A 22141-nucleotide genomic window follows, 5' to 3' on the forward strand; every position below is an offset into this window, starting at 1 on the left:
CATTACCGCTCGACAGACTCCATAATGAAGGCTTCGATAACATCGCCTTGCTGGAGATCATTGAACTTATCGAGCGTAATTCCGCATTCATAGCCTTCCGATACTTCCTTCGCGTCATCCTTGAAGCGCTTGAGGGAATCGATCTTACCCGTATAGACGACGATGCCGCCGCGCGTAAGACGCGCTTCCGCATTGCGCGCAATCTTGCCGTCCGTAACCATACAACCGGCAATCGTGCCGACCTTGGTCACCTTGAACGTCTCGCGCACCTCTGCGTGTCCGATGACCTTCTCTTTGAATACAGGATCCAGCATGCCCTTCATCGCATGCTCGATCTCTTCGATTACTTTATAGATAATCGAATGCAGGCGTACATCGACCTTCTCCTGCTCGGCAATGCCTTGCGCTCTCGGCTCCGGACGTACGTTAAAGCCGATCACGATCGCGGACGAAGCCGATGCCAGAATAATATCGGATTCCGTAATCGCGCCTACGCCGTTATAGATCGTGCGCACGCGCACGCCTTCGACTTCAATCTTCTCCAGCGAGCCCTTGAGGGCTTCCAGGGAGCCTTGAACGTCCGCTTTAAGGATGACGTTAAGCTCTTTAATATCGCCTTCCTTGATCTTGCTGAACAGATCCTCCAGCGTCACCGTCTGGTTCGCCTTCATCTGCGATTGGCGCGTCTTGATGGAACGCTTATCCGAAATCTCGCGCGCTTTGCGTTCGTCTTCGAACACCATGAACGGATCGCCCGCTTGCGGCACTTCGGTCAAGCCCGTAATTTCCACAGGCGTCGACGGTCCCGCTTCTTTGATCCGGCGGCCCCGATCGTTGGTCATCGCCCGAATCCGGCCGAAGCAATCCCCTGCAACGAAGGCATCGCCGACTTTAAGCGTACCATTCTGTACAAGAATACGAGCGACTGGCCCTTTGCCCTTGTCGAGCTCGGCTTCCATAACCGTACCGCGAGCGCGTTTGTCCGGGTTCGCCTTGTAGTCGTTCACTTCGGCGACAAGCAGAATCATCTCCAGCAAGCCGTCCAGGTTCAGCCGCTGCTTGGCAGACACTTCGACGAAAATCGTGTCTCCGCCCCACGCTTCCTGTACGAGACCGTACTCGGTCAGCTCCTGTTTGACTTTGTCCGGGTTCGCTCCAGGCTTATCGATCTTGTTCACGGCGACGATAATCGGTACGTTAGCCGCCTTCGCATGCGCGATCGCTTCTACGGTTTGCGGCATGACGCCGTCATCGGCGGCCACAACGAGAATGGTAATGTCTGTAACTTGAGCGCCGCGGGCACGCATAGTCGTGAACGCTTCATGGCCCGGCGTATCCAAGAAAGTAATCTTCTTGTTGTTGATTTCGACCTGGTACGCTCCGATATGCTGCGTAATGCCCCCTGCTTCGCCGATCGCGACTTTCGTTTCGCGGATCGCGTCCAGAAGCGTGGTTTTACCGTGGTCAACGTGACCCATGATCGTCACGACCGGAGGACGAGAAAGCAATGCATCCGGATCGTCGTTTTCTTCAATCGTCTCAAATTGTGTATCTTCAACGACAATCTTCACTTCAACCTCGACGCCGTACTCGGAAACGACGAGAAGAACCGTATCCAGATCAAGCTCTTGGTTGATGGTTGCCATAACGCCCATCATGAGAAGCTTCTTGATGACCTCAGAAGCGTCCTTATGCAGCAGCTTCGCCAGCTCGCCGACGGTCATGCTGCCCCGTACGATAACCTTCTTAGGCGTATTATCGATCTTCTCGCGCGGCGGCATATTGCTCTTGCGGGCGTTCTTTCCGCCCTTGCCCTTCGCGCTTCTGTAATTGTTTCTATCATCGAACCGACCGCCCTGATCCTTGCGCTTGCCTGCAGCGCCTTGCGGGCCGTTCCGGTTGAAATCGTCGCGACCTTTCGTGTCGCGACCGCCGCGGTTGGCCGCTGCGGAAGGCGACGGACTGCGTCCTGCGCCCAAGCCTTGACCCGGACGGCTTGCCGCGCTGCTGCTTGGACTTGGTCCGCTCTGCGGACGGTTGCCGTATCCGCCTTGACCGCCTCCGCCTTGCGGACGGTTGCCGTATCCGCCTTGACCGCTTCCGCCTTGCGGACGGTTGCCGTATCCGCCTTGACCGCCTCCGCCTTGCGGACGGTTGCCGTATCCGCCTTGACCGCCTCCGCCTTGACCGCCCTGCGGACGATTGTATCCGCCCTGGCCGCCTCCGCCTTGACCGCCCTGCGGACGATTGTATCCGCCTTGGCCGCCTCCGCCTTGCGGACGGTTGCCGTATCCGCCTTGACCGCCTCCGCCTTGGCCGCCCTGCGGACGATTGTATCCGCCCTGGCCGCCTCCGCCTTGACCGCCCTGCGGACGATTGTATCCGCCCTGGCCGCCTCCGCCTTGGCCGCCTTGCGGACGATTGTATCCGCCTTGGCCGCCTCCGCCTTGGCCGCCTTGCGGACGATTGTATCCGCCTTGGCCGCCTCCACCTTGACCGCCTTGCGGACGGTTGCCGCCATCGCGGTTGCCGTATCCGCCTTGGCCGCCTTGCGGACGGTTGCCGCCATCGCGGTTGCCGTATCCGCCTTGACCGCCTTGCGGACGGCTGCCGCCATCGCGGTTGCCGTATCCGCCTTGACCGCCTTGCGGGCGAGGCGAAGCATTCGTCTGCGACGAAGCTTGAGGAGCCGGGCTCGAAGCCGCTGGCTGTGCCGCAGGAGCGGACGGCGCCGACGGCGCTTCGCTTGCGGCCGGAGCCTCGACGCGAGGCGCCTGCTGGGCAGGAGCTTGCGGCGCTGGACGCGACTGCTGCGACGGCGGCGACTGCTGCTCGCTGGCGCCGCCGGATTGCGGACGACGCTCTGGTGCGGACGGCGCGGACGGCTTAGCGGAAGCTTGGGCCATTTTCGCCGCCGCGTTCGCTTTCACATCGCGGAAGAATTTCTCTACCGCGCCTGTCATCCCGTCTTCCATGACGCTCATGTGGTTGTTGACGGGCATGTTCATTCTCTTAAGAATCGTGATGACTTCCTTGCTGCTCATATTAAGATGCTTTGCATATTCGTAAACTCTAAGCTTATCCTTGTTATCCGTTTGATCTTGCTTACTCAATATTGTCCACCTCCGAGTGATGATTCCAACCGGCGGCCAGCATATCGGCGAATCCTCGTTCCGTTACCGCGAATAATACGCGTTCAGGCTTGCCTACCGCTGATCCCAGTTCGAATCGCGTAAAACCGACTAACAAAGGTATTCCGTAACTATTGCATTTATCCGTAATCTTCTTCTTCGTATTGTCCGAAGCGTCTCCAGCGAGCAAGACAAGCTTGGCTTCGCCGGATCTCACCGCCTTCAGCACGATCTCTTCGCCGCTGATCAGCTTGCCCGCCCTCATGGCAAGACCTAGGCGGGACAACGCCTTATTGCTCGTCGTCATCGGCTTGCAGCTCCTTGTTTGCCTGGAATTCCTCTTCCACTTGAATGAAATCGGACTCCAGACGATCATAGATTTCCGCGTCGACCGGCGTCTTCAAGGCCCGTTCGAAAGCCTTGGACTTCTTCGCCAGCTTAAAGCAGGAAACCTTGCCGCACAGATAGGCCCCGCGTCCGGGCTTCTTGCCGCCGAGATCGATCTGGATGTCTCCTGACGGGGAACGAACGATGCGAATAAGCTCCTTCTTCGGCATCATTTCCTGGCATGCTACGCACTTGCGCTGCGGGATTTTCCTTGTTCTCACGGCGATCCCCCTCAATCGATGGATACGCTGTCCTGGTGCATCGTCGCCCCGGTCGATTTCGGACGACCGTACTCTTGCTCCGCCTGCGTCTCGCTCTTGATATCGATTTTCCACCCTGTCAGCTTGGCAGCCAAACGAGCGTTCTGGCCCTTGATGCCGATCGCGAGGGAAAGCTGGTAATCCGGCACGATCACGCGCGCCATCTTCTCGGCTTCAAATACGATGACTTCCAGCACCTTGGACGGGCTGAGCGCATTCGCGACATACTCGTCAATGGCCTCCGACCAGCGCACGATATCGATCTTCTCGCCTTTAAGCTCCGTGACGATCGATTGCACGCGGGTTCCCCTCTGCCCGACGCAGGAGCCGACCGGATCGACTTCCTCGTTGCGGGAGTATACGGCAATCTTCGAACGAAAGCCCGCCTCGCGCGCAACCGAGCGAATTTCCACGGTGCCGTCGAATATTTCCGGAACCTCCAGCTCGAACAATCGCTTCAACAAGCCCGGATGCGTACGGGACAGGATGATTTGCGGGCCTTTGCTCGTATTCTCGACCTTCGTGATGAAGGCCTTGACGCGATCTCCCTGCTTGAACTTGTCGGTCGGCATCAGCTCCGTTAAGGGCAATGCCGCTTCCACCTTGCCGAGATCGACGTACAGATTGCGCAGATCCATCCGTTGAATGATGCCCGTTACGATGTCTTGCTCCTTGTCTACGAAAGCATGGTAGATGAGCCCGCGCTCCGCTTCGCGGATACGCTGCGTCACGACCTGCTTGGCCGTCTGGGCCGCGATGCGTCCGAAGTCGCGAGGAGTAACCTCGATCTCGGCAATGTCGTCGATCTGGTAGTGCGGATTAATCGCCCTGGCCGCTTCCAGGGAAATCTCCAGCCGCGGATCCAGAACCTCTTCCACGATCGTTTTGCGAGCGTAGACTTTAATAAGGCCCGTTGTCCGATTGATGTCAACGCGAACGTTCTGCGCCGTATTAAAGTTACGTTTGTAGCTGGAGATAAGTGCCGCTTCGATAGCTTCGATCAGAACATCCTTGCTGATGCCCTTTTCTCGCTCGATTTCGGACAGCGCCTCGATAAACTCCATGCTCATAGCTACCTAATTCCTCCTCAATGTGCGACATAGCCGGCAGCCTCGGGCGCCGAAAACGTCACCGTTCTCAAATGGATTAGAAAACAATGGCCAACCTGGCGGTGGCCACTTTATCGTAAGGGATGGCCTGCTTGCGGCGTCCGATCGTTACGATCATCGTCGTTCCGTCGAATTCGTCCAGCCGTCCTTCAAACTCTTTAGCCCCGCCGATCTTCTCGTAAGTGGTTACGAATACATGCTTGCCGACAGACTTCGCGACATCTTCCGGCCGCTTGAGCGGGCGTTCCGCGCCCGGAGAGCTGACTTCCAGAAAATACGCGTCCTCGATCGGGTCCAGCTCATCGAGCTTAACGCTGATGAATTCGGAAAAACGGCCGCAATCGTCAATATCGATGCCGCCTTCCTTATCTACGTAAATACGCAAAAACCAGTTGCTGCCCTCTTTTACGTATTCCACGTCCACCAGTTCCAACCCGTTCTCCTCCAGGAAAGAGGTCGCGCAGTTTTCCACGATGGATTTGATTTGCGGTGAATTCAATAAGGTATACCTCCCGATGTTCCAAATGGATGGCCGCAGCCTTCGCAACCGCAAAGACCCGCAGACAAAACGGAAAGAGTGGGTTTCCCCACTCTTCTGCAGACAGTGTTATCCACATGATTACCAAAACTAATATAACATAACCTTACAGCCGCTGGCAACTACTACTTTCCATGTCTGACGGCCGCACTCGCCTAGAACAGCATAAGCTGATTGGATTCCGGCAGCCCCCGGAAAGTGCCGAGTCCAGACAGCACCTCCACGATCGTCTTGCTCGCCCGAGAGCGCTGCTGGAAGTCCTCGATCGACAGGAAATCTCCCTCTTCTCGCGAAGCCGCGATATTGCGCGCCGCATTCTCCCCGACGCCCGCGATCGCGCCGAAAGGCGGTATCAGGCTGTCTCCGTCCACAATGAAGCGGGTCGCTTCCGAACGATAGAGATCGATCGACTTGAATTTGAAGCCCCGTGCGGTCATCTCCAGCCCCATCTCCAGAATGGAGATCATGTTCTTCTCCTTCGTCGTGGCCTGGAAGCCTTTCCCTTCGATCTCGATCAGCATCTTGAGAATCGCGTCATAGCCCTGGCAGAACAATTCGACATCGAAGTCTCCGGCGCGTACCGTATAGTATGTCGCATAATAATGGATCGGATAATAAAGCTTGAAAAATGCAGTCCGGACAGCCGAGATGACGTAGGCGGCCGCGTGAGCTTTCGGGAACATGTACTCGATGCGCAGGCAGGAATCAATGTACCACTGGGGCACCTTGCAGCGCTTCATTTCGTCGATCCATTCCGGGGTCAAGCCCTTGCCCTTACGAACGCTCTCCGTAATCTTGAACGCCAGCGAAGCGTCCATGCCCGCCTTGTAAATAAGGAATAGCATAATATCGTCGCGGCAGCCGATTACCGTCTTGATCGTACAGGTATTGTTCTTGATCAGCTCCTGCGCGTTGCCAAGCCATACGCCCGTTCCGTGCGACAAGCCTGAGATTTGCAGCAGATCGGCGAAGGTCGACGGCTTCGTTTCCTCCAGCATCTGGCGGACGAACCGCGTTCCCATCTCCGGCACCCCGAAGGTCGCCACGGGCGAGCGGATCTGCTGCGGCGTTACGCTGAGCGCCTCCACGGAGTTGAACAAGCTCATGACCTTCGGATCGTTCATCGGAATCGTGGTCGGATCAACGCCGGTCAAGTCTTGCAGCATGCGCATCATCGTCGGGTCGTCGTGTCCCAGAATATCGAGCTTGAGCAGGTTGGCGTCGAAGGCATGGTAGTCAAAATGGGTCGTTTTCCACTCGGCGTTCACATCGTCGGCGGGATATTGAACCGGCGTGATGTCCTCCACCTCAATATAATCCGGCACGACGACAATGCCTCCGGGATGCTGGCCGGTGCTGCGCTTCACGCCCGTGCAGCCGGCAGCAAGCCGATTCAGCTCCGCCCCGCGCCAGGACTTGCCATGCTCTTCCTCATATTTCTTGGTGAAGCCGTAAGCGGTTTTCTCCGCTACCGTACCGATCGTACCGGCGCGAAACACGCTTTTCTCTCCGAACAGCACCTTCGTATAGTTGTGCGCATGAGGCTGGTATTCGCCCGAGAAGTTCAAGTCGATATCGGGAACCTTATCTCCCTTAAATCCGAGGAACGTCTCGAACGGAATATCCTGCCCCTCTCCCCGCATGTTCGAATCGCAATGCGGACAGCGCTTGTCCGGCAAGTCGAAGCCGCTCGGCACGCTGCCGTCGAGAAACCATTCGCTGTGCTTGCACTCCGGATTGCGGCACAAGTAATGCGCAGGAAGCGGGTTGACTTCGGATATTCCCAGGAACGTAGCCACGACCGAGGAACCGACCGAGCCCCGCGAGCCGACGAGATAGCCGTCCTGATTGGACTTCTTGACGAGCCGTTCCGAGATCAGGTAGTTCGCCGAAAATCCGTATTTGATAATCGGCACGAGCTCCTTCTCCAGCCGGGCCGTGACAACCTCCGGCAGTTCCTCCCCATACATCCCGCGCGCCGTGGCGTAACAGGTATTGCGAATTTCCTCGTCGGCCCCTTCGATGATCGGCGTATACAACTCGTCCGGGAACATCTTGAATTCCTCGAAGCGATCGGCCAGCGCCGATGTTTGGGTCACGACGACCTCGTAGGCCTTCTCGCTTCCGAGGAACTGAAAAGCCTCCAGCATTTCCGACGTCGTGCGAAAGTGGGCGTCGGGCTTTTTCTGATCCTTCAGCGGGCTAAATCCGGTGATGCCGTGAATCGTGATGTCGCGGAAGATTTTCTCTCGCGGCTGAAGATAATGAACATTCCCTGTCGCAATGACCGGCTTGACCAGCTTCTCCCCAAGTCTGACGATCCGCCTTAAGGCTTCCTCCAGCGCGCTGCGGCTGGCCACCAAGCCCTTATCCAGCAGATGCATGTAGAAGTCGAGCGGCTGAATCTCCAGCACGTCGTAGAAGGCGGCGATCTCCTCCGCTTCCTCTATCGACTTGTTCAGCACAGTCTCGAACAGTTCTCCCTTCTCGCAGCCGGATACGATAAGCAGCCCTTCCCGATGCTCGATCAGCTTGCTCTTCGGAATGCAGGCGACCCGGTGGAAATATTCGGTGTGCGACAAGGAAATGAGCTTGAACAGGTTTTTTTTGCCGACGGCGTTAAGCGCATAGATACAGCAGTGAAACGGCCGGGTCGTTTTCCAGCTTTTGTCGTTCAATCCGTTCAGCGCGTGCAGCTCGTTAATTCCGCGGGCTTGCGTCTCCTTGAGCAGGCCGACCAGAATGCCCCCGAGCGCGATCGTATCGTCGATCGCCCGGTGATGGTTTTCCAGAGAGACCTTATACAAGGCCGCCAGCGTATTCAAACGATGGTTTTTCATCGTCGGATGCAGGAACCGTGCCAATTCAAGCGTATCCAGCGCCGGATTTTCGACCGGCGGAAGGCCCAGCTGCTTGCAGGAGTGCTGGATAAAGCCGACATCGAAGCGGGCGTTGTGCGCGACTAGCACCGCATCTCCGACAAACTCGATAAACTCCTTAAGCTTCGGCTCCAGCTCCGGCGCATCTCGCACCATATCGTCGGTAATGTTCGTCAATTGCTGAATGTTATAGGGAATCGGCTCATGCGGATTGACGAATGTCTCGAACCGGCCGATCTCTTGGCCGTCTCGCATCTTGATGCCCGCAAGCTCGATGATCTTGTTATCGGTGACCGACAGTCCGGTAGTCTCGATATCGAACACGACATATTCGGCATCGGACAATGTCTGCTCCCTCGGCTGAATGACCATGCCGACCCCATCGTTGACCACGTTGGCTTCGACGCCATACAGCACCTTGATGCCATGCTTCTTCGCCGCTTTCGCCGCATCGGGGTAGCATTGGACATTCCCGTGGTCGGTGACCGCAACAGCCTTGTGGCCCCACTTTGCCGCCGTCTTGATGTAAGCGTCCACCGGAGCGATCGCATCCATCGTGCTCATCGTCGTGTGCAGGTGGAACTCCACCCGCTTCTCCTCCGCCGTGTCCTTCGGCTCCGGAGGAGAGACCACCTCGCGAATGTCGTTCGGAAACATGACCAGCTCCGGCGGATTGAGGAAGCGATCGTACTCGACTTTGCCCCGCATCTTCACCCATTTGCCGTTCGCCAGCAAGCTCAGCATCTTGACATCCTCTTTGTTCTTGCCGAAAATCTTGATCGACAGCGAGTCGGTAAAGTCCGTAATAGAGCATGTGAACAACGTGCTGCCCGTTCGCAGCTCCTTCGTCTCCAGCCCGAAGATCACCCCTTGCACGGTAATCTTCTTCTCCTCCTCGACAATTTCCTGAATCGGCACCGGCGGCTCCTTGATCTCATAGCCGTGCTGAAGCACTTGGGGCGCTTCGCCCTGCTCCGCCGGAGCCTCTTCCCTTGCGCTTGCCATCATCAGCTCAATCGCGGCGCGGTTTTCCTCTTCGATCTTTTGCGTAAATTCATTGTACGTATCGGGCTTGGACTCGCCTACCGCCAGCTTAACTCGGCAGGAGCGCAAGAAGCGCTCCTCAAAATATTTGGCCGCCTGCACGTCGATCTCTTTTTTGCGGGCCAGCCCCAGATTCGTCTCGTTCAGCAGAGCGACGGTCAACAGGTCTCCATCCGCCGCGACGTCCGCTTTGGCCAACCAACCGTTCACGGAAGCAACCTCCTGCTGCATGCGCTCCACGAAGGACTGCCAGTACTCTTTGACGATGCTGTCCGTCGACACCTCAGGTCCGTAATTCACAATCAAGCCAATCTCCGCGACATGACCGAGCTTAGCCTTTACCCGCTCGTTTAAACCTATGTAAATCGCTCTTGGAAGCAAAAGGCTTTTGCCGATATAGATCGTCCACTGCTTGCGAGTGCGGCTGACTTCCACTTTCTCGATATGGCCGTCCCGAAAATGCTGCCCCAGCCATTCGGTAGGCAGCTCGGCCTGCTGAAGCAGCACCTCGAACCGTTTGCGTTGCTCTTCCGTCGGCTGCATCCCCACATCCCTTTCCTCGCATCGTTGCCTTGAAATACAAAAGCTTCCGTGAATAAGGCCGGCACGGAGTTAAGCCGCGTCCGGACACCGTCTTCAATCAGAAGCTGACGTTGCGCTTTCTATTATTCTACCTGAACGCTACCGAACCAGCAATAGAATCCGCATTGGAAAAAGCGACCCCTTCCGCCCGCCGAAGGCGCAAAAAAGCCGCGAGCGGCATCCTGCCGCCGCCCGCGGCTCTTGCACAAGCTTGAATTGCCTAATAGGCTCTCGCGAATACGACCGTATGCTCAGCCGCATCTCCGCAAACGAGGCATTTCGTTTTCTTCTCCGCCGGCTCGAACGGAATGTTGCGGCTCGTTGCTCCCGTCTCTTCCTTCACTTGCTTCTCGCAAGCGTCCGACCCGCACCAGCCGGCCAAGGCGAAGCCTCTCTTCTCCTCCATGGCCGCTTTGTACTCGTCCAGCGTCTCCACGGAAAAAAAGTTATCCTTCTGGAAGGAGAGCGCGCGCTCATACATATCCGCGTGGATTTGCTCCAGCAGCGCCTGCACCTCCGCGACCAGGTTATCGAGAGCCACCGATTTTTTCTCGCCGCTCACGCGGGAGACAAGCACGCATTGGCCGTTCTCCAGATCGCGGGGCCCAAGCTCAAGACGTACGGGAATGCCGCGCATCTCGTACTCGTTAAACTTCCAGCCCGGAGATACGTCGGCACGGTCGTCGACGCGAACGCGAATGCCTGCGGCCTTCAATTGCGCGTAGAGCTCGTCCGTCTTGCCGATGACGACCTCGCGGGTTTTCGGCGGACCGATCGGAATCATCACGACTTGAGTCGGCGCAACCTTAGGCGGCATCACAAGGCCGCGATCGTCGCCGTGGACCATAATGAGGGCGCCGATCAATCGCGTGCTCACGCCCCAGGAAGTCGTATGGCAATATTGCTGCGTATTCTCGCGATCCAGATACTTGATATCGAAGGCGACCGCGAATTTCGTGCCGAGATAATGCGACGTGCCCGCTTGAACCGCGCGTCCGTCCTTCATCATCGCTTCGATGGAGAAGGTGTCGACCGCGCCGGCGAAGCGCTCCGAAGGCGTCTTCTGCCCCTGGATGACCGGAATGGCCAGAACGTTCTCTACGAAATCCGTATAGACGTTCAGCATCTGCATCGTTTCCTTGCGGGCATCCGCCTCATCCTCATGCGCCGTGTGCCCTTCCTGCCACAAAAATTCGCTTGTTCTCAGGAAAGGAAGCGTCCTTTTCTCCCAGCGAACGACGTTCGCCCATTGGTTGATCAGCAAAGGAAGATCGCGGTAAGAATTAATCCATTTGGCATACATATGACCGAACATCGTCTCCGACGTCGGGCGGATCGCCAGCTTCTCTTCCAGCTGCTCGCCGCCCGCTTCGGTGACGAAAGGCAATTCGGGATTAAAGCCTTCAACGTGCTCCTTCTCCTTCGTGAAGAAGCTCTCGGGGATGAACAGCGGGAAATAAGCGTTACGGTGGCCCGTGTCCTTAAAGCGACGATCCAGCTCCCTCTGCATGTTCTCCCATAGCTCGTAGCCGTCAGGCCGGAACACGATGCAGCCGCGAACCGGCGAATAGTCCATCAGCTCCGCTTTTTTAATGACATCGATATACCAACGGGAGAAATCCTCGCCCTGAGGCGTAATCTCCGTTACGAATCCTTTATCCTTCGACATGATGATCCTCCAACTCCCAGCATAGGCTTACGAAGCGCGTTTCATAAGAAACGCTTGTAACCGACTTAATTTCTAACCAATCCTACAATATCGTTATAAGTAACGACAACCATTAACAGCATAAGCATCGCGAAGCCGACTAAGTGCACCATGCTTTCGCGGCTCGGATCGATCGGCTTGCCGCGGATCGCCTCAAGACCGAGAAAGAGCAGTCGGCTGCCATCCAGCGCAGGTATCGGGAGCAAGTTGAATATCCCGAGGTAGAGACTTAAGATGCCCGCCCACAGCGTGAGCTGCGGCAATCCTTGCTTGGCGATCTCCACGGTTACCTGGGTCGTTTTGACCGGCCCGGCCAGATCGTCCAGCTTGAATTCCCCGAAGATCAGCTTGCGGAAGCCTTCGAATATGCGCTCTGTCATCTGAACCATCGTGCTTCCGGCATAGCGAATCGTTTCCCCGACCCCTGGCTGCCGCATTTCGCCGGAAGGATAGATGCCGATCTTCCCGGTTTTCGCATCAGGCGTAACTTTAATCGGGAGCTCGACCCCATTGCGATCCACGATGAGATTCAGGCTTTTGCCGGCGGAAGCGTTAATCTTGTCGACGAACGCGTTCAGATCGCCGGTCATGGTCTCCCCGTTGATCGACTTGACCCAGTCGCCTTTCTGCAAGCCGGCCTCGTCTGCCGGCGCATCGGCGACGACATCCGAGATAAGCACCTTGGTCGAATTCTCCACCGGAACGCCTTGAAGAACCAGGAACGTCGCGAACAGGACAAACGCGAGCAGGAAATTCATGAACGGTCCCGCGAAGATCGACAGCGCCCGCTGACCGACGGTTTTATTCCCGAACTGGCGATCTGACGGGGCGATTTGCGTCTCTCTTCCCCTCGCCACTATCTGGGCCTGCGGATGAACGGAATACCGTTCAATTTCCCCGTCCACGTCGATCGTGATATACAGCTCTCTCTCCAGATCGAGAGACTTCACTTCCCCGCGCAGCACTCCGGAGCGTTCATCCAGCCGATCCAGGTAAAGCCGGGAAACCTTGTCCTCCTTGTTGATGCGCAACGCAAGCGTCTGCCCCGGCTGCACCTCGACGATCTCGGGGTCCTCGCCGGCCATTCTCACGAAGCCCCCTATCGGAAGCAGCCGCAGCGTATAGCGGGTTTCCCCCCGCTTGATCGAGAACAGCTTCGGCCCGAAGCCGATCGCGAACTCGCGCACGAGAATGCCCGCCCGTCGAGCGAAATAGAAGTGCCCCCACTCATGCAAGGAGACCAGCAGAAAGAACATCAGTATGATCAGCAGCGCTATCTGTAAATTTTCCATCCTTCCAACCCCTTTGCGAATCAGCGACAGTCCCGGGCTTGGCCCGGCAAGACTGATCTTAGATTAACATTATTCTCCGAGCCGTTACAAGAGAATACCTCTGCGGGGGTTAACGGAAGGCTTCCGCTTCCATGCGCGCCCAGGCATCCGTCTCCAGAATCGCTTCAAGGCTTGGCGCGGCAACCCGTTGATGCTTGCCCAGCACACGCTCAATCGTCTCTTCGATCGCAAGGAAGGGAATATCGCCCTTGAGGAACCGTGCGACCGCGACCTCATTGGCCGCGTTGTACACGGTCGTCGCCGTGCCGCCCATGCGACCGGCCTCGTAGGCCAATCTCAAGCAAGGATACCGCTCAAAGCTCATCGGCTTGAAATTCAGGCTCCCGTGCTGAAGCAAGTCCAGCGCAGAGGCCGGCGACGCGGTCCGCTCGGGGTAAGTCAGCGCATATTGGATCGGAACCCGCATATCCGGATTGCCCAATTGGGCCATGACGCTTGTATCCACGAATTCGACCATGGAATGCACGATGCTTTCGGGATGCAGGATGACATCAATCTGCTCGTAAGCAAGGTCGAACAGCCAGTGGGCTTCAATAACCTCCAGGCCCTTATTCGCCATGGTCGCGGAATCAATTGTGATCTTGGCCCCCATGCTCCAATTGGGATGCTTCAAGGCATCCTCCACCGTGACGTTGCGAAGCTGCTCGCGACCGAGATGACGGAAGCTGCCGCCTGAAGCGGTGAGCATGATCCGCTTAATCGTTTTCGCACTTTCGCCGTTCAGGCATTGAAAGATCGCCGAGTGCTCGCTGTCCACGGGCAGAATCGAGACTCCCTTTTCCTTCGCGCGCCGCATGACAAGATGCCCTGCCGTTACGAGCGTCTCCTTGTTTGCCAGACCAATGTTCGCGCCCGCCTCAATGGCCGCCAGCGTCGATGTCAGTCCCAGGCTTCCAACCAGGGCGCAGACGACATAATTCGCCCCGGATTCGCCCGCGATTTGCTTAAGCCCCTCTTCGCCGTGTACGACCGAAATGTCCGCAGGCACCTCTGCCCGAACCCGGCTCGCCAGCTCGGCATTGCCGGCGGACACCCATTTCGGCCGGAATTGCCGAACCTGCTCCAGCAGCAGGGGAATATTGTTCCCTGCGGCCAGCCCGACGACCTCGTACTCCTCCGGGCGGCGGGAGACGACATCCAACGTCTGGGTGCCGATTGAACCCGTGCTTCCGAGTACGGCAATCTTCTTCATAGTCAACCTCCGCTTGCTCTTATCTTTATGTCGTAACGGGCAAGATTATCCTGCAAGCAGGCCAAGCAAATGCACAATCGGAAATACGATCAGCCAGCTGTCCATTCGGTCAAGCACGCCGCCGTGGCCCGGCAGCAGGTTTCCGGAGTCTTTAACTCCCCTGAAGCGCTTGTAGGCGGATTGGATAAGATCGCCCAATTGCCCGGCTACTGCGGCCGTCAGTCCGATCAGGGCGGCTTGTCCATAGCCAAGCCATTCCGGCCGGACAGAGGCAAAGATCAGACCGACTCCGACGGCGATCAGCAGCCCACCGAGCGCGCCTTCGATCGTCTTGTTCGGGCTGATCGACGGCCACAGCTTGGTTTTGCCGATCGCTTTGCCCACGAAATAAGCGCCGGCATCCGAAGCCCAGATGCAGGCGAACGTGAGAGCGGACCAGAAGATGCCATGCTCCAGCTCCCGCGTAACCGCCATGTAGTGAAAGCCGGTTCCCACGTAGATCGCGCCGAGAAACATGACGCTGGCATGCTCAAGCTGTATACGATTCTTACTAAGAACGGTTCCGCTAAGCAGAATAAACATCAATAGCCATGCCGTCGCCTCGAAGGAAGGCAGCTTCCAGTCGAAAGGCAGCTGCGGCAGGGCGATCAGAAGAACGGCGGCAAACCCGATAAGTACATCAAGACGCGTCCATGCCTGTCCATTCAATCTGGCAAACTCCCAGTACCCGATAAGCGCCAGCAGCAGGAGAAGACCGGAATAATACCAGCCTCCCGCCGCCAGCAAGCCCACGAAGGCTGCGCCCGCAACGACGCCGGTTACAATTCTCTGACCCACGCTGTCACAGCCCCCCATAACGGCGCGCTCGCCGCTGATATTCTCTTATGGCATCATAGAAATGCCGGTCGCTGAATTCCGGCCAATACACATCCGTGAAGCAGAATTCGCTGTATGCAAGCTGCCATAACATGAAGTTGCTCAGCCTCAGTTCGCCGCTCGTGCGAATAAGCAAATCCGGGTCCGGCAAGCCGCTGGACAGCAGCAGCCGCTCGAAATCGCTCTCCTGCAGCGTATTCGGGTCCAGCTTGCCGGCAGCGGATTGTCTAGCCAGCTCCTTGACCGCTTCCATCATCTCGTGTCTGCTTCCATAATTGAGTGCGAAGTTCAAGATAAGTCCGGTATTATTCGCAGTCTGACGAACGGCCGCTTCCACTGCGGACACCGTATGAGCGGGCAGATGGTCGCGAATGCCCATCATTTTGACCTGAACGTTGTTTTCGATCAATTCCTGCAGCTCCAGCGACAGAAACTCCTGCGGAAGCTTCATCAAGAAGTCGACCTCCGCCTTGGGACGCTTCCAGTTTTCCGTAGAGAAGGCATAGAGCGTCAGCACCTCGACCCCGATCCGGTCGGCGGCTTTCGTGATCCGCTTGACGGCCTTCATGCCGTTATGATGACCGGCTATGCGAGGAAGTCCCCTCTCCTTGGCCCACCGGCCGTTGCCATCCATAATGATAGCCACGTGCCTCGGAATATTGTCTCCCGACGGGATTTCGTCCCCCCCGGACATCGTTTGTCGTCTGCCCTCTTCCGCTTTCCCTTCGGAGCGCGGCTTACGGAGCCACTTATCGAACAACCCCATCGTTCTTCCCCCTAGTAGCGGCAACGCTCACCCTGTAGCTAGTCAAAAGAGAATAAACCCCACCTTGCGGAGGGGTCATGCGCTTACGCTTTAGACTTCCATGATTTCTTTTTCCTTGGCCGCCAAAATTTTATCCACTTCAACGACATAACGATCTGTCAGCTTCTGAACGTCGTCCTGGTGGCGACGAGACTCGTCCTCGGAAATTTCGCCTTTTTCTTTTTTCTTGATTTCATCATTCGCGTCGCGGCGAATGTTGCGAATCGCCACCTTCGCCTCTTCTCCGAATTTCTTCGTCGATTTGGCCAGTTCCGAGCGGCGCTCCTCAGTCAGAGGCGGAATGTTCAAGCGGATAATCGAGCCGTCGTTCGCTGGAGTCAGCCCCAGGTCGGACTTCTGAATCGCTTTTTCGATCGCGGACAATGCCGTTTTGTCCCAAGGCGTAATAATAATCGTGCGAGAATCCGGGGTATTGATGGCCCCCATCTGATTAATCGGCGTAGCCGTGCCATAGTATTCGGCCTGTACACGGTCCAGCATCGCAGCAGAAGCGCGGCCGGCTCTCAGCGTGAGGAGGTCGCGTCTTAGCGCGCCCAAAGCTTTTTCCATGCGTTCTTCGGCGTCCTTCTTGATTCCTTGCGGCATTAGTCCATGCTCCCCTTTACAATCGTGCCGATTTTCTCGCCCATGACGGCACGTTTAATATTTCCCTTCTCCGTAATAGCGAATACGAGAAGCGGGATGTTGTTATCCATACATAGCGATGATGCGGTCGAATCCATCACTCCGAGGTTTTTGTTTAGCACGTCCATATAAGTAAGCTGTTCGTATTTCTCTGCACTGGCATCTTTGAAAGGATCCGCGCTATATACGCCGTCGACCTTGTTCTTGGCCATCAGAATCACTTCTGCTTCGATCTCAGCCGCTCGAAGCGCCGCAGTCGTATCCGTGGAGAAGAATGGATTGCCCGTTCCCGCCGCGAAGATCACGACGCGTCCCTTCTCCAGATGCCGAATCGCGCGCCTGCGAATATAGGGCTCGGCAATCTGCTGCATGGCGATCGACGTCTGCACCCGGCTGGGAACGTCCATCTGCTCCAGCGCATCCTGCAGGGCCAAGGAGTTCATAACCGTAGCCAGCATCCCCATGTAGTCCGCTGTCGCGCGATCGATCCCCTTCTGACTGCCTGCGATTCCGCGCCAGATGTTGCCGCCTCCGCATACGATCGCTACCTCGACGCCCAGCTCGATCACTTCCTTGATCTGCTCGGCAATCGACAGGATCGTCGTCGCATCGATTCCGTAACCATTATTGCCAGACAGCGACTCGCCGCTCACCTTTAATACCACGCGTTTATAAACGGGACGTTCCAACGTTTTGTACCTCCAGCATGCTTATAGTCAAATAAAAACGGCTTCGCCGTCCATTGGTGCGGCGGCACACGTTTCGTACCGTGCTATCAGATATGTATAAGGATGTCCGCAGCTTATACTTTCTGATCGGTTAAAATAGCCCCACAAAGCGACGTCCTGGCTTTACTGCCGACTCTTGTACTTTGCGGGGACCCCGGAACTCGCTAAATCCTTAAAAAAGAGGGAACACGCCGTGTTCCCGAAAGGGTAAAGCTTATTGGTTGACTTGCGCCATAACCTCTTCAACGAAGTTGTCCACTTTTTTCTCCAAGCCTTCGCCAAGCTCGAAGCGAGCGAATCTGCGGATGGAGATTTTTTCGCCGATAGCGGCGATTTTTTCGTTCAGAAGCGTTGTGATCGTTTTATCTTGATCCTTCACGAACACTTGCTCCATGAGGCAGTTTTCCTCATAGTACTTGTTCATGCGGCCTTCGACCATTTTGTCGACGATTTTCTCCGGCTTGCCTTCGTTAAGCGCCTGATTGCGGAGAATTTCCTTCTCCTTGTCCAGCTCAGCTTGGGAAACCTCTTCGCGGGACAGGAACTTAGGATTAGCAGCTGCGATTTGCATTGCGATGTCTTTAACGAAAGCGCGGAATTGCTCGGTTTTGCCTACGAAGTCCGTTTCGCAGTTGACTTCGACGAGAACGCCGATCCGTCCGCCTGCGTGGATGTAAGATTCGACAACGCCTTCAGTCGCAACGCGATCGCCTTTCTTGGCAGCCGCCGCAAGACCTTTCTCGCGGAGCAGCTCGCCCGCTTTCGTCAAGTCGCCGTTCGCTTCCTCCAACGCTTTTTTACAATCCAACATGCCTGCTCCGGTTCTTTCGCGAAGCGTTTTAACGTCTGCTGCATTTATAGCCATGGGGACTCCTCCTGAATATGCGCTCCCGACGCCTTCAAGCGCAAGGGATGCCGTCTTGTTTTTTTGGAAAAAAAGGGCGGTGAGAAGATTTACTTCTGACCCCCCTTTGGTTGTGTGTATGAAGGTCGTTCAATTAGCCGATTAGGCGGTTGTTTCTTCGCCTTGGCGAGCTTCGATAATCGCGTCAGCCATTTTTGCCGTCAGCAATTTGACAGCGCGGATAGCGTCATCGTTACCAGGGATTACGTAATCGATCTCGTCCGGATCGCAGTTCGTGTCAACGATGCCCACGATTGGAATACCCAGCTTGCGTGCTTCCGCAACCGCAATACGCTCCTTGCGAGGATCGATGATGAACAGCGCGTCAGGCAGTCTGCGCATATTTTTAATGCCGCCAAGGAACTTCTCAAGGCGCTCTTTTTCTTTGCGAAGGATGATAACTTCTTTCTTAGGCAGCACTTCAAACGTGCCGTCTTGTTCCCACTTCTCAAGCTGGTGCAGACGGTCCGTACGCTTCTGAATCGTGGAGAAGTTCGTAAGCGTACCGCCGAGCCAGCGTTGGTTGATGTAATATTGACCGCTGCGCTCCGCTTCTTCTTTAACGGAATCTTGAGCTTGCTTCTTCGTTCCTACGAACAGCATTGTTCCGCCGTTCTCGCCGAGTTGACGCACGAAATTGTATGCCTCGTCAACCTTTTTAACCGTTTTTTGCAAATCGATAATGTAAATGCCGTTACGTTCAGTAAAGATGTACTTATCCATTTTCGGGTTCCAACGACGTGTTTGGTGACCGAAATGCACCCCTGCTTCAAGCAGCTGCTTCATGGAAATGACTGCCATCTTCCTGCACCTCCTAGTGGTTTTTGGTGAATCTCCGCCGCTTCTCGCCTTTTTCGTCAAAACTCTCCCAACTGATGAAGAGCACCCTTGCCGAAATTGAAAAGCGTGTGTTTTTTACACCGAAAAATACTATACCATATCGACAAGCATGATGCAATGCTCATTGATTATATTCTTCAGAAACGACGCTTAGGCTTGCTTGCTGCTACTTCTTGCGGACCAGCTCGTCCATAATTTCCTGGTAGGTAGCGTTGTCCGGGAAAACGGCCATGCCTACCTTAAGCTTCTTGGAGATCGACTTCGCCCGGTTCACAAAGTCCTTGGAGTCTTCCACGAGCCCCAGCTTCTCCAGCTCATCGCCTACCTCGGTCAACGTCATTCGATACTTCACGTACAACTGAACGGTTTTAGGCTCCGGCGCTTCGGCTGCCGGCGAGGCTTCCGGCTCCTGCCGATCGGTCGATTCAGGCGGAGAATCCGTTCCGGACGCCGGCGATGGCGCCGGATCAGGCTGAGCCGACTCGCTCTCCCCGTTCTGGCCGTCTTCCTCCCCTTGCTGCGGACGATTCTGCGCGACTGCTTCCTCAATGCGGGCGTTCAGCTCGTCCTCCGACAACAGGAGCAGCCCCGATCTCTTCGCTTCGGCGCTCAGCTGCTCCGTCGAGAACGGCTCTATCGCCACTGCCCGCTCCTGATCCTGAGCGAACAGTATGACCTGCAGCATAGATGCGCCAACAACCATGCCTATGCCCAAGCCCATCAGCCAGCTACGATATTTACGCATGATGCCGCTCCTCTCGACGGGCCAACTGCAAGATCAATTGCACCTCGCCCTTGTTCAAACCCAACGCTTTCGCGATTTGCTCGATGGACCTGCCTTTGTCATGCAGGCCGAGCAATTCGGAGTAACGAGCGCGGATCGTAGTCGGCGGATGCGCGGGCTGATCGACAGACTCCGGCTCGGCAGAAGCCTCTGCCGCTGCGTTCAAGCCGTTCGGGGCTGTCTCCTGCGGATTCGAAAGGTTATCGCTTAGCATTGGCTGCGCTGCATGGGGCATTTCGCTTTCCGGGGCAGACTTTATTAGGGGGATCGCATTCTCCGATCGGGGCTCTGCAGACATCGTCGAACTCGCGGACTGCTCCGACCACTTCTTCATTTGCCTTTCCATATCGACAATGCGATCGCCCAGCTTCTCAACCGTCTCGTCATGCTCTCGCTTGAATTTCGCAACGGCATCGAACAATTCGCGATTCTCGGCTTCCAAATCCTCCAATAGCTGATTGTAAGCCTCTTCGCTGACAAATTCCTGCTTCGGACCCCCTGCTGCCGTCTTCGGCATCATCCAGGCCAATCCGAAGATAGCCGCGCCGAACATTACGATGTAAAGCCAAGGTCCCACACCTCATTCTCCTCTCCTGCCGAGCCTAAACGCAATCAGCCCATAAAATCGATATGTTTCCCTTTATAGGGATGCTCGGACAGCTTGCGCTCTTCCTCGGTCTGCTCTTGGGACGACTTGGATGAAGAGGAGTTCTGCTTGTTCCGTTGTCGCGGCTGGCGTTCCGATATCGTCTCGTTCGAGGCGGATTCGGTCTTCGCGCTTCTTGTCGCGTTCTGCTCCGCGGTCTTCATCGCCTGTTGAGCGAGCAAAGACTGCTCCGTAGCCGAACGCTGCTGCTGATGCTGCTGCAATGGCGTCATCTCTACTGCCCGTGGCATGGAAACTTGCAGATCGATCGATTTGTAGCTCATTCCGAATCCCCTCGTTTCATTGTGATCAATGGAACGGAACCATGACGATATCCCCGTCAGAGAAGCGGAAGGATACCCGCTGCGCCCCGTCTTTCACGAAGCGGGTATAGCGGCCGATGACGATCTTCGTCCCTCCCCAGAGGGTATGCACCGCATCCACGCGGGCCGTCGTTGCGTCCTCCAGCGTCTTCTCGATTTCCAGTACGCGTTCCTTGGCTGTCTGTAATTCCTCGGCCGTTTGCCTTTTGGTCGCAGTCAGCTTGACACGAAGCGCAAGCTTGTCTCCGGACAATTGACCGATAGCTGCCATCTGATCCAGAAGAACCAGTGCCTTCTCGGTCTTGTCCAGGCTCTCCGCCAATTGCCTCATCGTCGTCCGCAGGTCGCCAAGCTCCTGGCGAAGCTCGGGACGTACGCCTACCTCGATTACGGTCGCGGTCGACATGGAGTTGCCGATCATTCTAGCCGTCACGCGGTCTCCCGCCTGAATGGTTCCTCCGACAATCAGGCCTTTCGCGCCGGCGCATTTGACCGATTTGCCCGCGCGGACGTTCGAGTGCATAATGCTTTGGGTCACGAGAACGTCCTCGCCGGCAATGACATTGCCTTCTTGGATAAAGGAACAACGGACATTGCAGCCTGCTTTGACAAAGCCTTTGTTGCTGCCGATTATCCCGCCTGAAATTTCCACCGAGCCGTCGGATTCGACCTCCGCGCCTTCAATTCCCCCGGTTACCCGAATATCTCCCGACGCCTTCACCCGGAAGCCTGTCAGAATGTTGCCGCGAATGACCACGGTGCCGACGAAATCGATATTTCCGATATTATAGTCCACGTCGCCGTTGACCTCGTATACCGGAAATACGTTAAGCTTGTCCTTGTCCGTTTTCGTTACCAGTCCGTCAATGGCCGCATACATAGCCACCTTCTCGGGATTGACCACGACGTTTTTGCCAATCTTGAAATGAACGTCCTTGCCGTCTCGGGGCGCGATCTCGTCTCCGGTTACGGACTTGCCCGGAGCTCCCGGTTCCGCCGGAACTCTTTCGGCGATCAGCTGACCCGCTTTCACATTCGCCAGCTGCGTAACTTCCTTGTAATCGACGCTGCCGTCCTCGCGTTCGACGGGACGGCGATCCTGCCTCTCGGATTCGCCAAAGAGAACGTTAATATACCCGTCTTTACCGGCTATTGGCGGAGTCCCGACGGCAACGATGTTCTGCGCAAAGTAGAAATCCTGCGGCCTCTGCGAGATGAGATAGATCGTATCCGTTTGCAATCCGGACGTGATGCCTTCCGTAAGCAAAAATTGCTCCAATTCGCGAGAAGTAAACTTAAGCTCTCCTTCTACTCGTTTGAAGACCAAATAGGCCTGCATCTTATCATCAGAAATCGTTACCTGCAGACTTTCCTCCAATGGCAAGGTCCCATTGTCAGGCATCGTTAG

General features: G+C 56.2%; 19 protein-coding genes. All 19 read right to left on the reverse strand.

What is annotated here, in order from left to right; all coding sequences use genetic code 11:
* Nucleotides 1–2: 2 nt before the first annotated feature.
* The 19 genes from infB to ACFO1S_RS28450 all read right to left on the reverse strand — a co-directional run bounded on the left by infB (nt 3) and on the right by ACFO1S_RS28450 (nt 22135).
* Nucleotides 3–3113, reverse strand: coding sequence for a translation initiation factor IF-2 (gene infB / locus ACFO1S_RS28360; RefSeq protein ID WP_204603107.1), 3111 nt, complete (start codon nt 3111–3113; stop codon nt 3–5).
* Nucleotides 3106–3438, reverse strand: coding sequence for a L7Ae/L30e/S12e/Gadd45 family ribosomal protein (locus tag ACFO1S_RS28365; protein WP_204603108.1), 333 nt, complete (start codon nt 3436–3438; stop codon nt 3106–3108). The genes infB and ACFO1S_RS28365 overlap by 8 nt, the downstream gene beginning before the upstream one ends.
* Complete coding sequence (rnpM, locus tag ACFO1S_RS28370) at nt 3422–3739, reverse strand: RNase P modulator RnpM (protein ID WP_204603109.1); 318 nt, start codon at nt 3737–3739, stop codon at nt 3422–3424. The genes ACFO1S_RS28365 and rnpM overlap by 17 nt, the downstream gene beginning before the upstream one ends.
* An 11-nt stretch (nt 3740–3750) precedes the next feature.
* The gene (gene nusA, locus ACFO1S_RS28375) at nt 3751–4848 is read right to left on the reverse strand and encodes a transcription termination factor NusA (protein WP_204603110.1); all 1098 of its coding nucleotides are present in this window, start codon (nt 4846–4848) and stop codon (nt 3751–3753) included.
* A gap of 76 nt (nt 4849–4924) precedes the next feature.
* Nucleotides 4925–5386 (reverse strand): ribosome maturation factor RimP, encoded by a 462-nt coding sequence (gene rimP / locus ACFO1S_RS28380; RefSeq protein WP_204603111.1) that lies wholly within the window; start codon nt 5384–5386, stop codon nt 4925–4927.
* Nucleotides 5387–5580: 194 nt separating this feature from the next.
* Entirely contained in the window at nt 5581–9891 is a 4311-nt protein-coding gene (locus ACFO1S_RS28385; RefSeq protein WP_204603112.1) for a PolC-type DNA polymerase III, read from the reverse strand.
* A 259-nt stretch (nt 9892–10150) separates the two neighbouring features.
* Nucleotides 10151–11599 carry a proline--tRNA ligase gene (gene proS / locus ACFO1S_RS28390; protein ID WP_204603113.1) on the reverse strand — a complete coding sequence of 483 codons (1449 nt, stop codon included), beginning with the start codon at nt 11597–11599 and terminating at the stop codon, nt 10151–10153.
* 65 nt (nt 11600–11664) lie between these two features.
* Complete coding sequence (gene rseP, locus ACFO1S_RS28395; RefSeq protein ID WP_204603114.1) at nt 11665–12930, reverse strand: RIP metalloprotease RseP; 1266 nt, start codon at nt 12928–12930, stop codon at nt 11665–11667.
* A gap of 109 nt (nt 12931–13039) precedes the next feature.
* Entirely contained in the window at nt 13040–14182 is a 1143-nt protein-coding gene (locus tag ACFO1S_RS28400; protein WP_204603115.1) for a 1-deoxy-D-xylulose-5-phosphate reductoisomerase, read from the reverse strand.
* Nucleotides 14183–14227: 45 nt separating this feature from the next.
* A complete protein-coding gene (locus ACFO1S_RS28405) occupies nt 14228–15019 on the reverse strand; it encodes a phosphatidate cytidylyltransferase (protein WP_204603116.1) in 792 nt (263 codons plus the stop codon).
* Between the two features lie 4 nt (nt 15020–15023).
* Complete coding sequence (locus tag ACFO1S_RS28410; protein WP_204603185.1) at nt 15024–15752, reverse strand: isoprenyl transferase; 729 nt, start codon at nt 15750–15752, stop codon at nt 15024–15026.
* A gap of 162 nt (nt 15753–15914) precedes the next feature.
* Entirely contained in the window at nt 15915–16469 is a 555-nt protein-coding gene (frr, locus tag ACFO1S_RS28415; RefSeq protein WP_204603117.1) for a ribosome recycling factor, read from the reverse strand.
* Nucleotides 16469–17197 (reverse strand): UMP kinase, encoded by a 729-nt coding sequence (gene pyrH, locus ACFO1S_RS28420; RefSeq protein ID WP_204603118.1) that lies wholly within the window; start codon nt 17195–17197, stop codon nt 16469–16471. The genes frr and pyrH overlap by 1 nt, the downstream gene beginning before the upstream one ends.
* Nucleotides 17198–17450: 253 nt before the next feature.
* Nucleotides 17451–18101 (reverse strand): translation elongation factor Ts, encoded by a 651-nt coding sequence (tsf, locus tag ACFO1S_RS28425; protein WP_204603119.1) that lies wholly within the window; start codon nt 18099–18101, stop codon nt 17451–17453.
* Nucleotides 18102–18242: 141 nt separating this feature from the next.
* A complete protein-coding gene (rpsB, locus tag ACFO1S_RS28430) occupies nt 18243–18941 on the reverse strand; it encodes a 30S ribosomal protein S2 (RefSeq protein ID WP_204603120.1) in 699 nt (232 codons plus the stop codon).
* Nucleotides 18942–19146: 205 nt separating this feature from the next.
* A complete protein-coding gene (locus ACFO1S_RS28435) occupies nt 19147–19725 on the reverse strand; it encodes a hypothetical protein (RefSeq protein WP_204603121.1) in 579 nt (192 codons plus the stop codon).
* A complete protein-coding gene (locus ACFO1S_RS28440; protein WP_204603122.1) occupies nt 19718–20341 on the reverse strand; it encodes a DUF6115 domain-containing protein in 624 nt (207 codons plus the stop codon). Before ACFO1S_RS28440 ends, ACFO1S_RS28435 begins: the two co-directional genes overlap by 8 nt.
* A 35-nt stretch (nt 20342–20376) precedes the next feature.
* A complete protein-coding gene (locus tag ACFO1S_RS28445) occupies nt 20377–20694 on the reverse strand; it encodes a hypothetical protein (protein ID WP_204603123.1) in 318 nt (105 codons plus the stop codon).
* A gap of 25 nt (nt 20695–20719) precedes the next feature.
* A complete protein-coding gene (locus ACFO1S_RS28450) occupies nt 20720–22135 on the reverse strand; it encodes a DUF342 domain-containing protein (RefSeq protein WP_204603124.1) in 1416 nt (471 codons plus the stop codon).
* Nucleotides 22136–22141: the final 6 nt, after the last annotated feature.

The sequence above is a fragment of the Cohnella boryungensis genome, from assembly GCF_042651945.1.
In the GTDB taxonomy this organism is placed as follows: domain Bacteria; phylum Bacillota; class Bacilli; order Paenibacillales; family Paenibacillaceae; genus Cohnella; species Cohnella boryungensis.

What these genes read in the sequence shown, in the direction of transcription:
- ACFO1S_RS28365 (WP_204603108.1), bottom strand. Translation starts at nt 3,438, where the DNA reads ATGACGACGAGCAATAAGGCGTTGTCCCGCCTAGGTCTTGCCATGAGG.
- nusA (WP_204603110.1), bottom strand. Translation starts at nt 4,848, where the DNA reads ATGAGCATGGAGTTTATCGAGGCGCTGTCCGAAATCGAGCGAGAAAAG.
- ACFO1S_RS28385 (WP_204603112.1), bottom strand. Translation starts at nt 9,891, where the DNA reads ATGCAGCCGACGGAAGAGCAACGCAAACGGTTCGAGGTGCTGCTTCAG.
- proS (WP_204603113.1), bottom strand. Translation starts at nt 11,599, where the DNA reads ATGTCGAAGGATAAAGGATTCGTAACGGAGATTACGCCTCAGGGCGAG.
- rseP (WP_204603114.1), bottom strand. Translation starts at nt 12,930, where the DNA reads ATGGAAAATTTACAGATAGCGCTGCTGATCATACTGATGTTCTTTCTG.
- ACFO1S_RS28400 (WP_204603115.1), bottom strand. Translation starts at nt 14,182, where the DNA reads ATGAAGAAGATTGCCGTACTCGGAAGCACGGGTTCAATCGGCACCCAG.
- ACFO1S_RS28410 (WP_204603185.1), bottom strand. Translation starts at nt 15,752, where the DNA reads ATGTCCGGGGGGGACGAAATCCCGTCGGGAGACAATATTCCGAGGCAC.
- frr (WP_204603117.1), bottom strand. Translation starts at nt 16,469, where the DNA reads ATGCCGCAAGGAATCAAGAAGGACGCCGAAGAACGCATGGAAAAAGCT.
- tsf (WP_204603119.1), bottom strand. Translation starts at nt 18,101, where the DNA reads ATGGCTATAAATGCAGCAGACGTTAAAACGCTTCGCGAAAGAACCGGA.
- rpsB (WP_204603120.1), bottom strand. Translation starts at nt 18,941, where the DNA reads ATGGCAGTCATTTCCATGAAGCAGCTGCTTGAAGCAGGGGTGCATTTC.
- ACFO1S_RS28435 (WP_204603121.1), bottom strand. Translation starts at nt 19,725, where the DNA reads ATGCGTAAATATCGTAGCTGGCTGATGGGCTTGGGCATAGGCATGGTT.
- ACFO1S_RS28445 (WP_204603123.1), bottom strand. Translation starts at nt 20,694, where the DNA reads ATGAGCTACAAATCGATCGATCTGCAAGTTTCCATGCCACGGGCAGTA.
- ACFO1S_RS28450 (WP_204603124.1), bottom strand. Translation starts at nt 22,135, where the DNA reads ATGCCTGACAATGGGACCTTGCCATTGGAGGAAAGTCTGCAGGTAACG.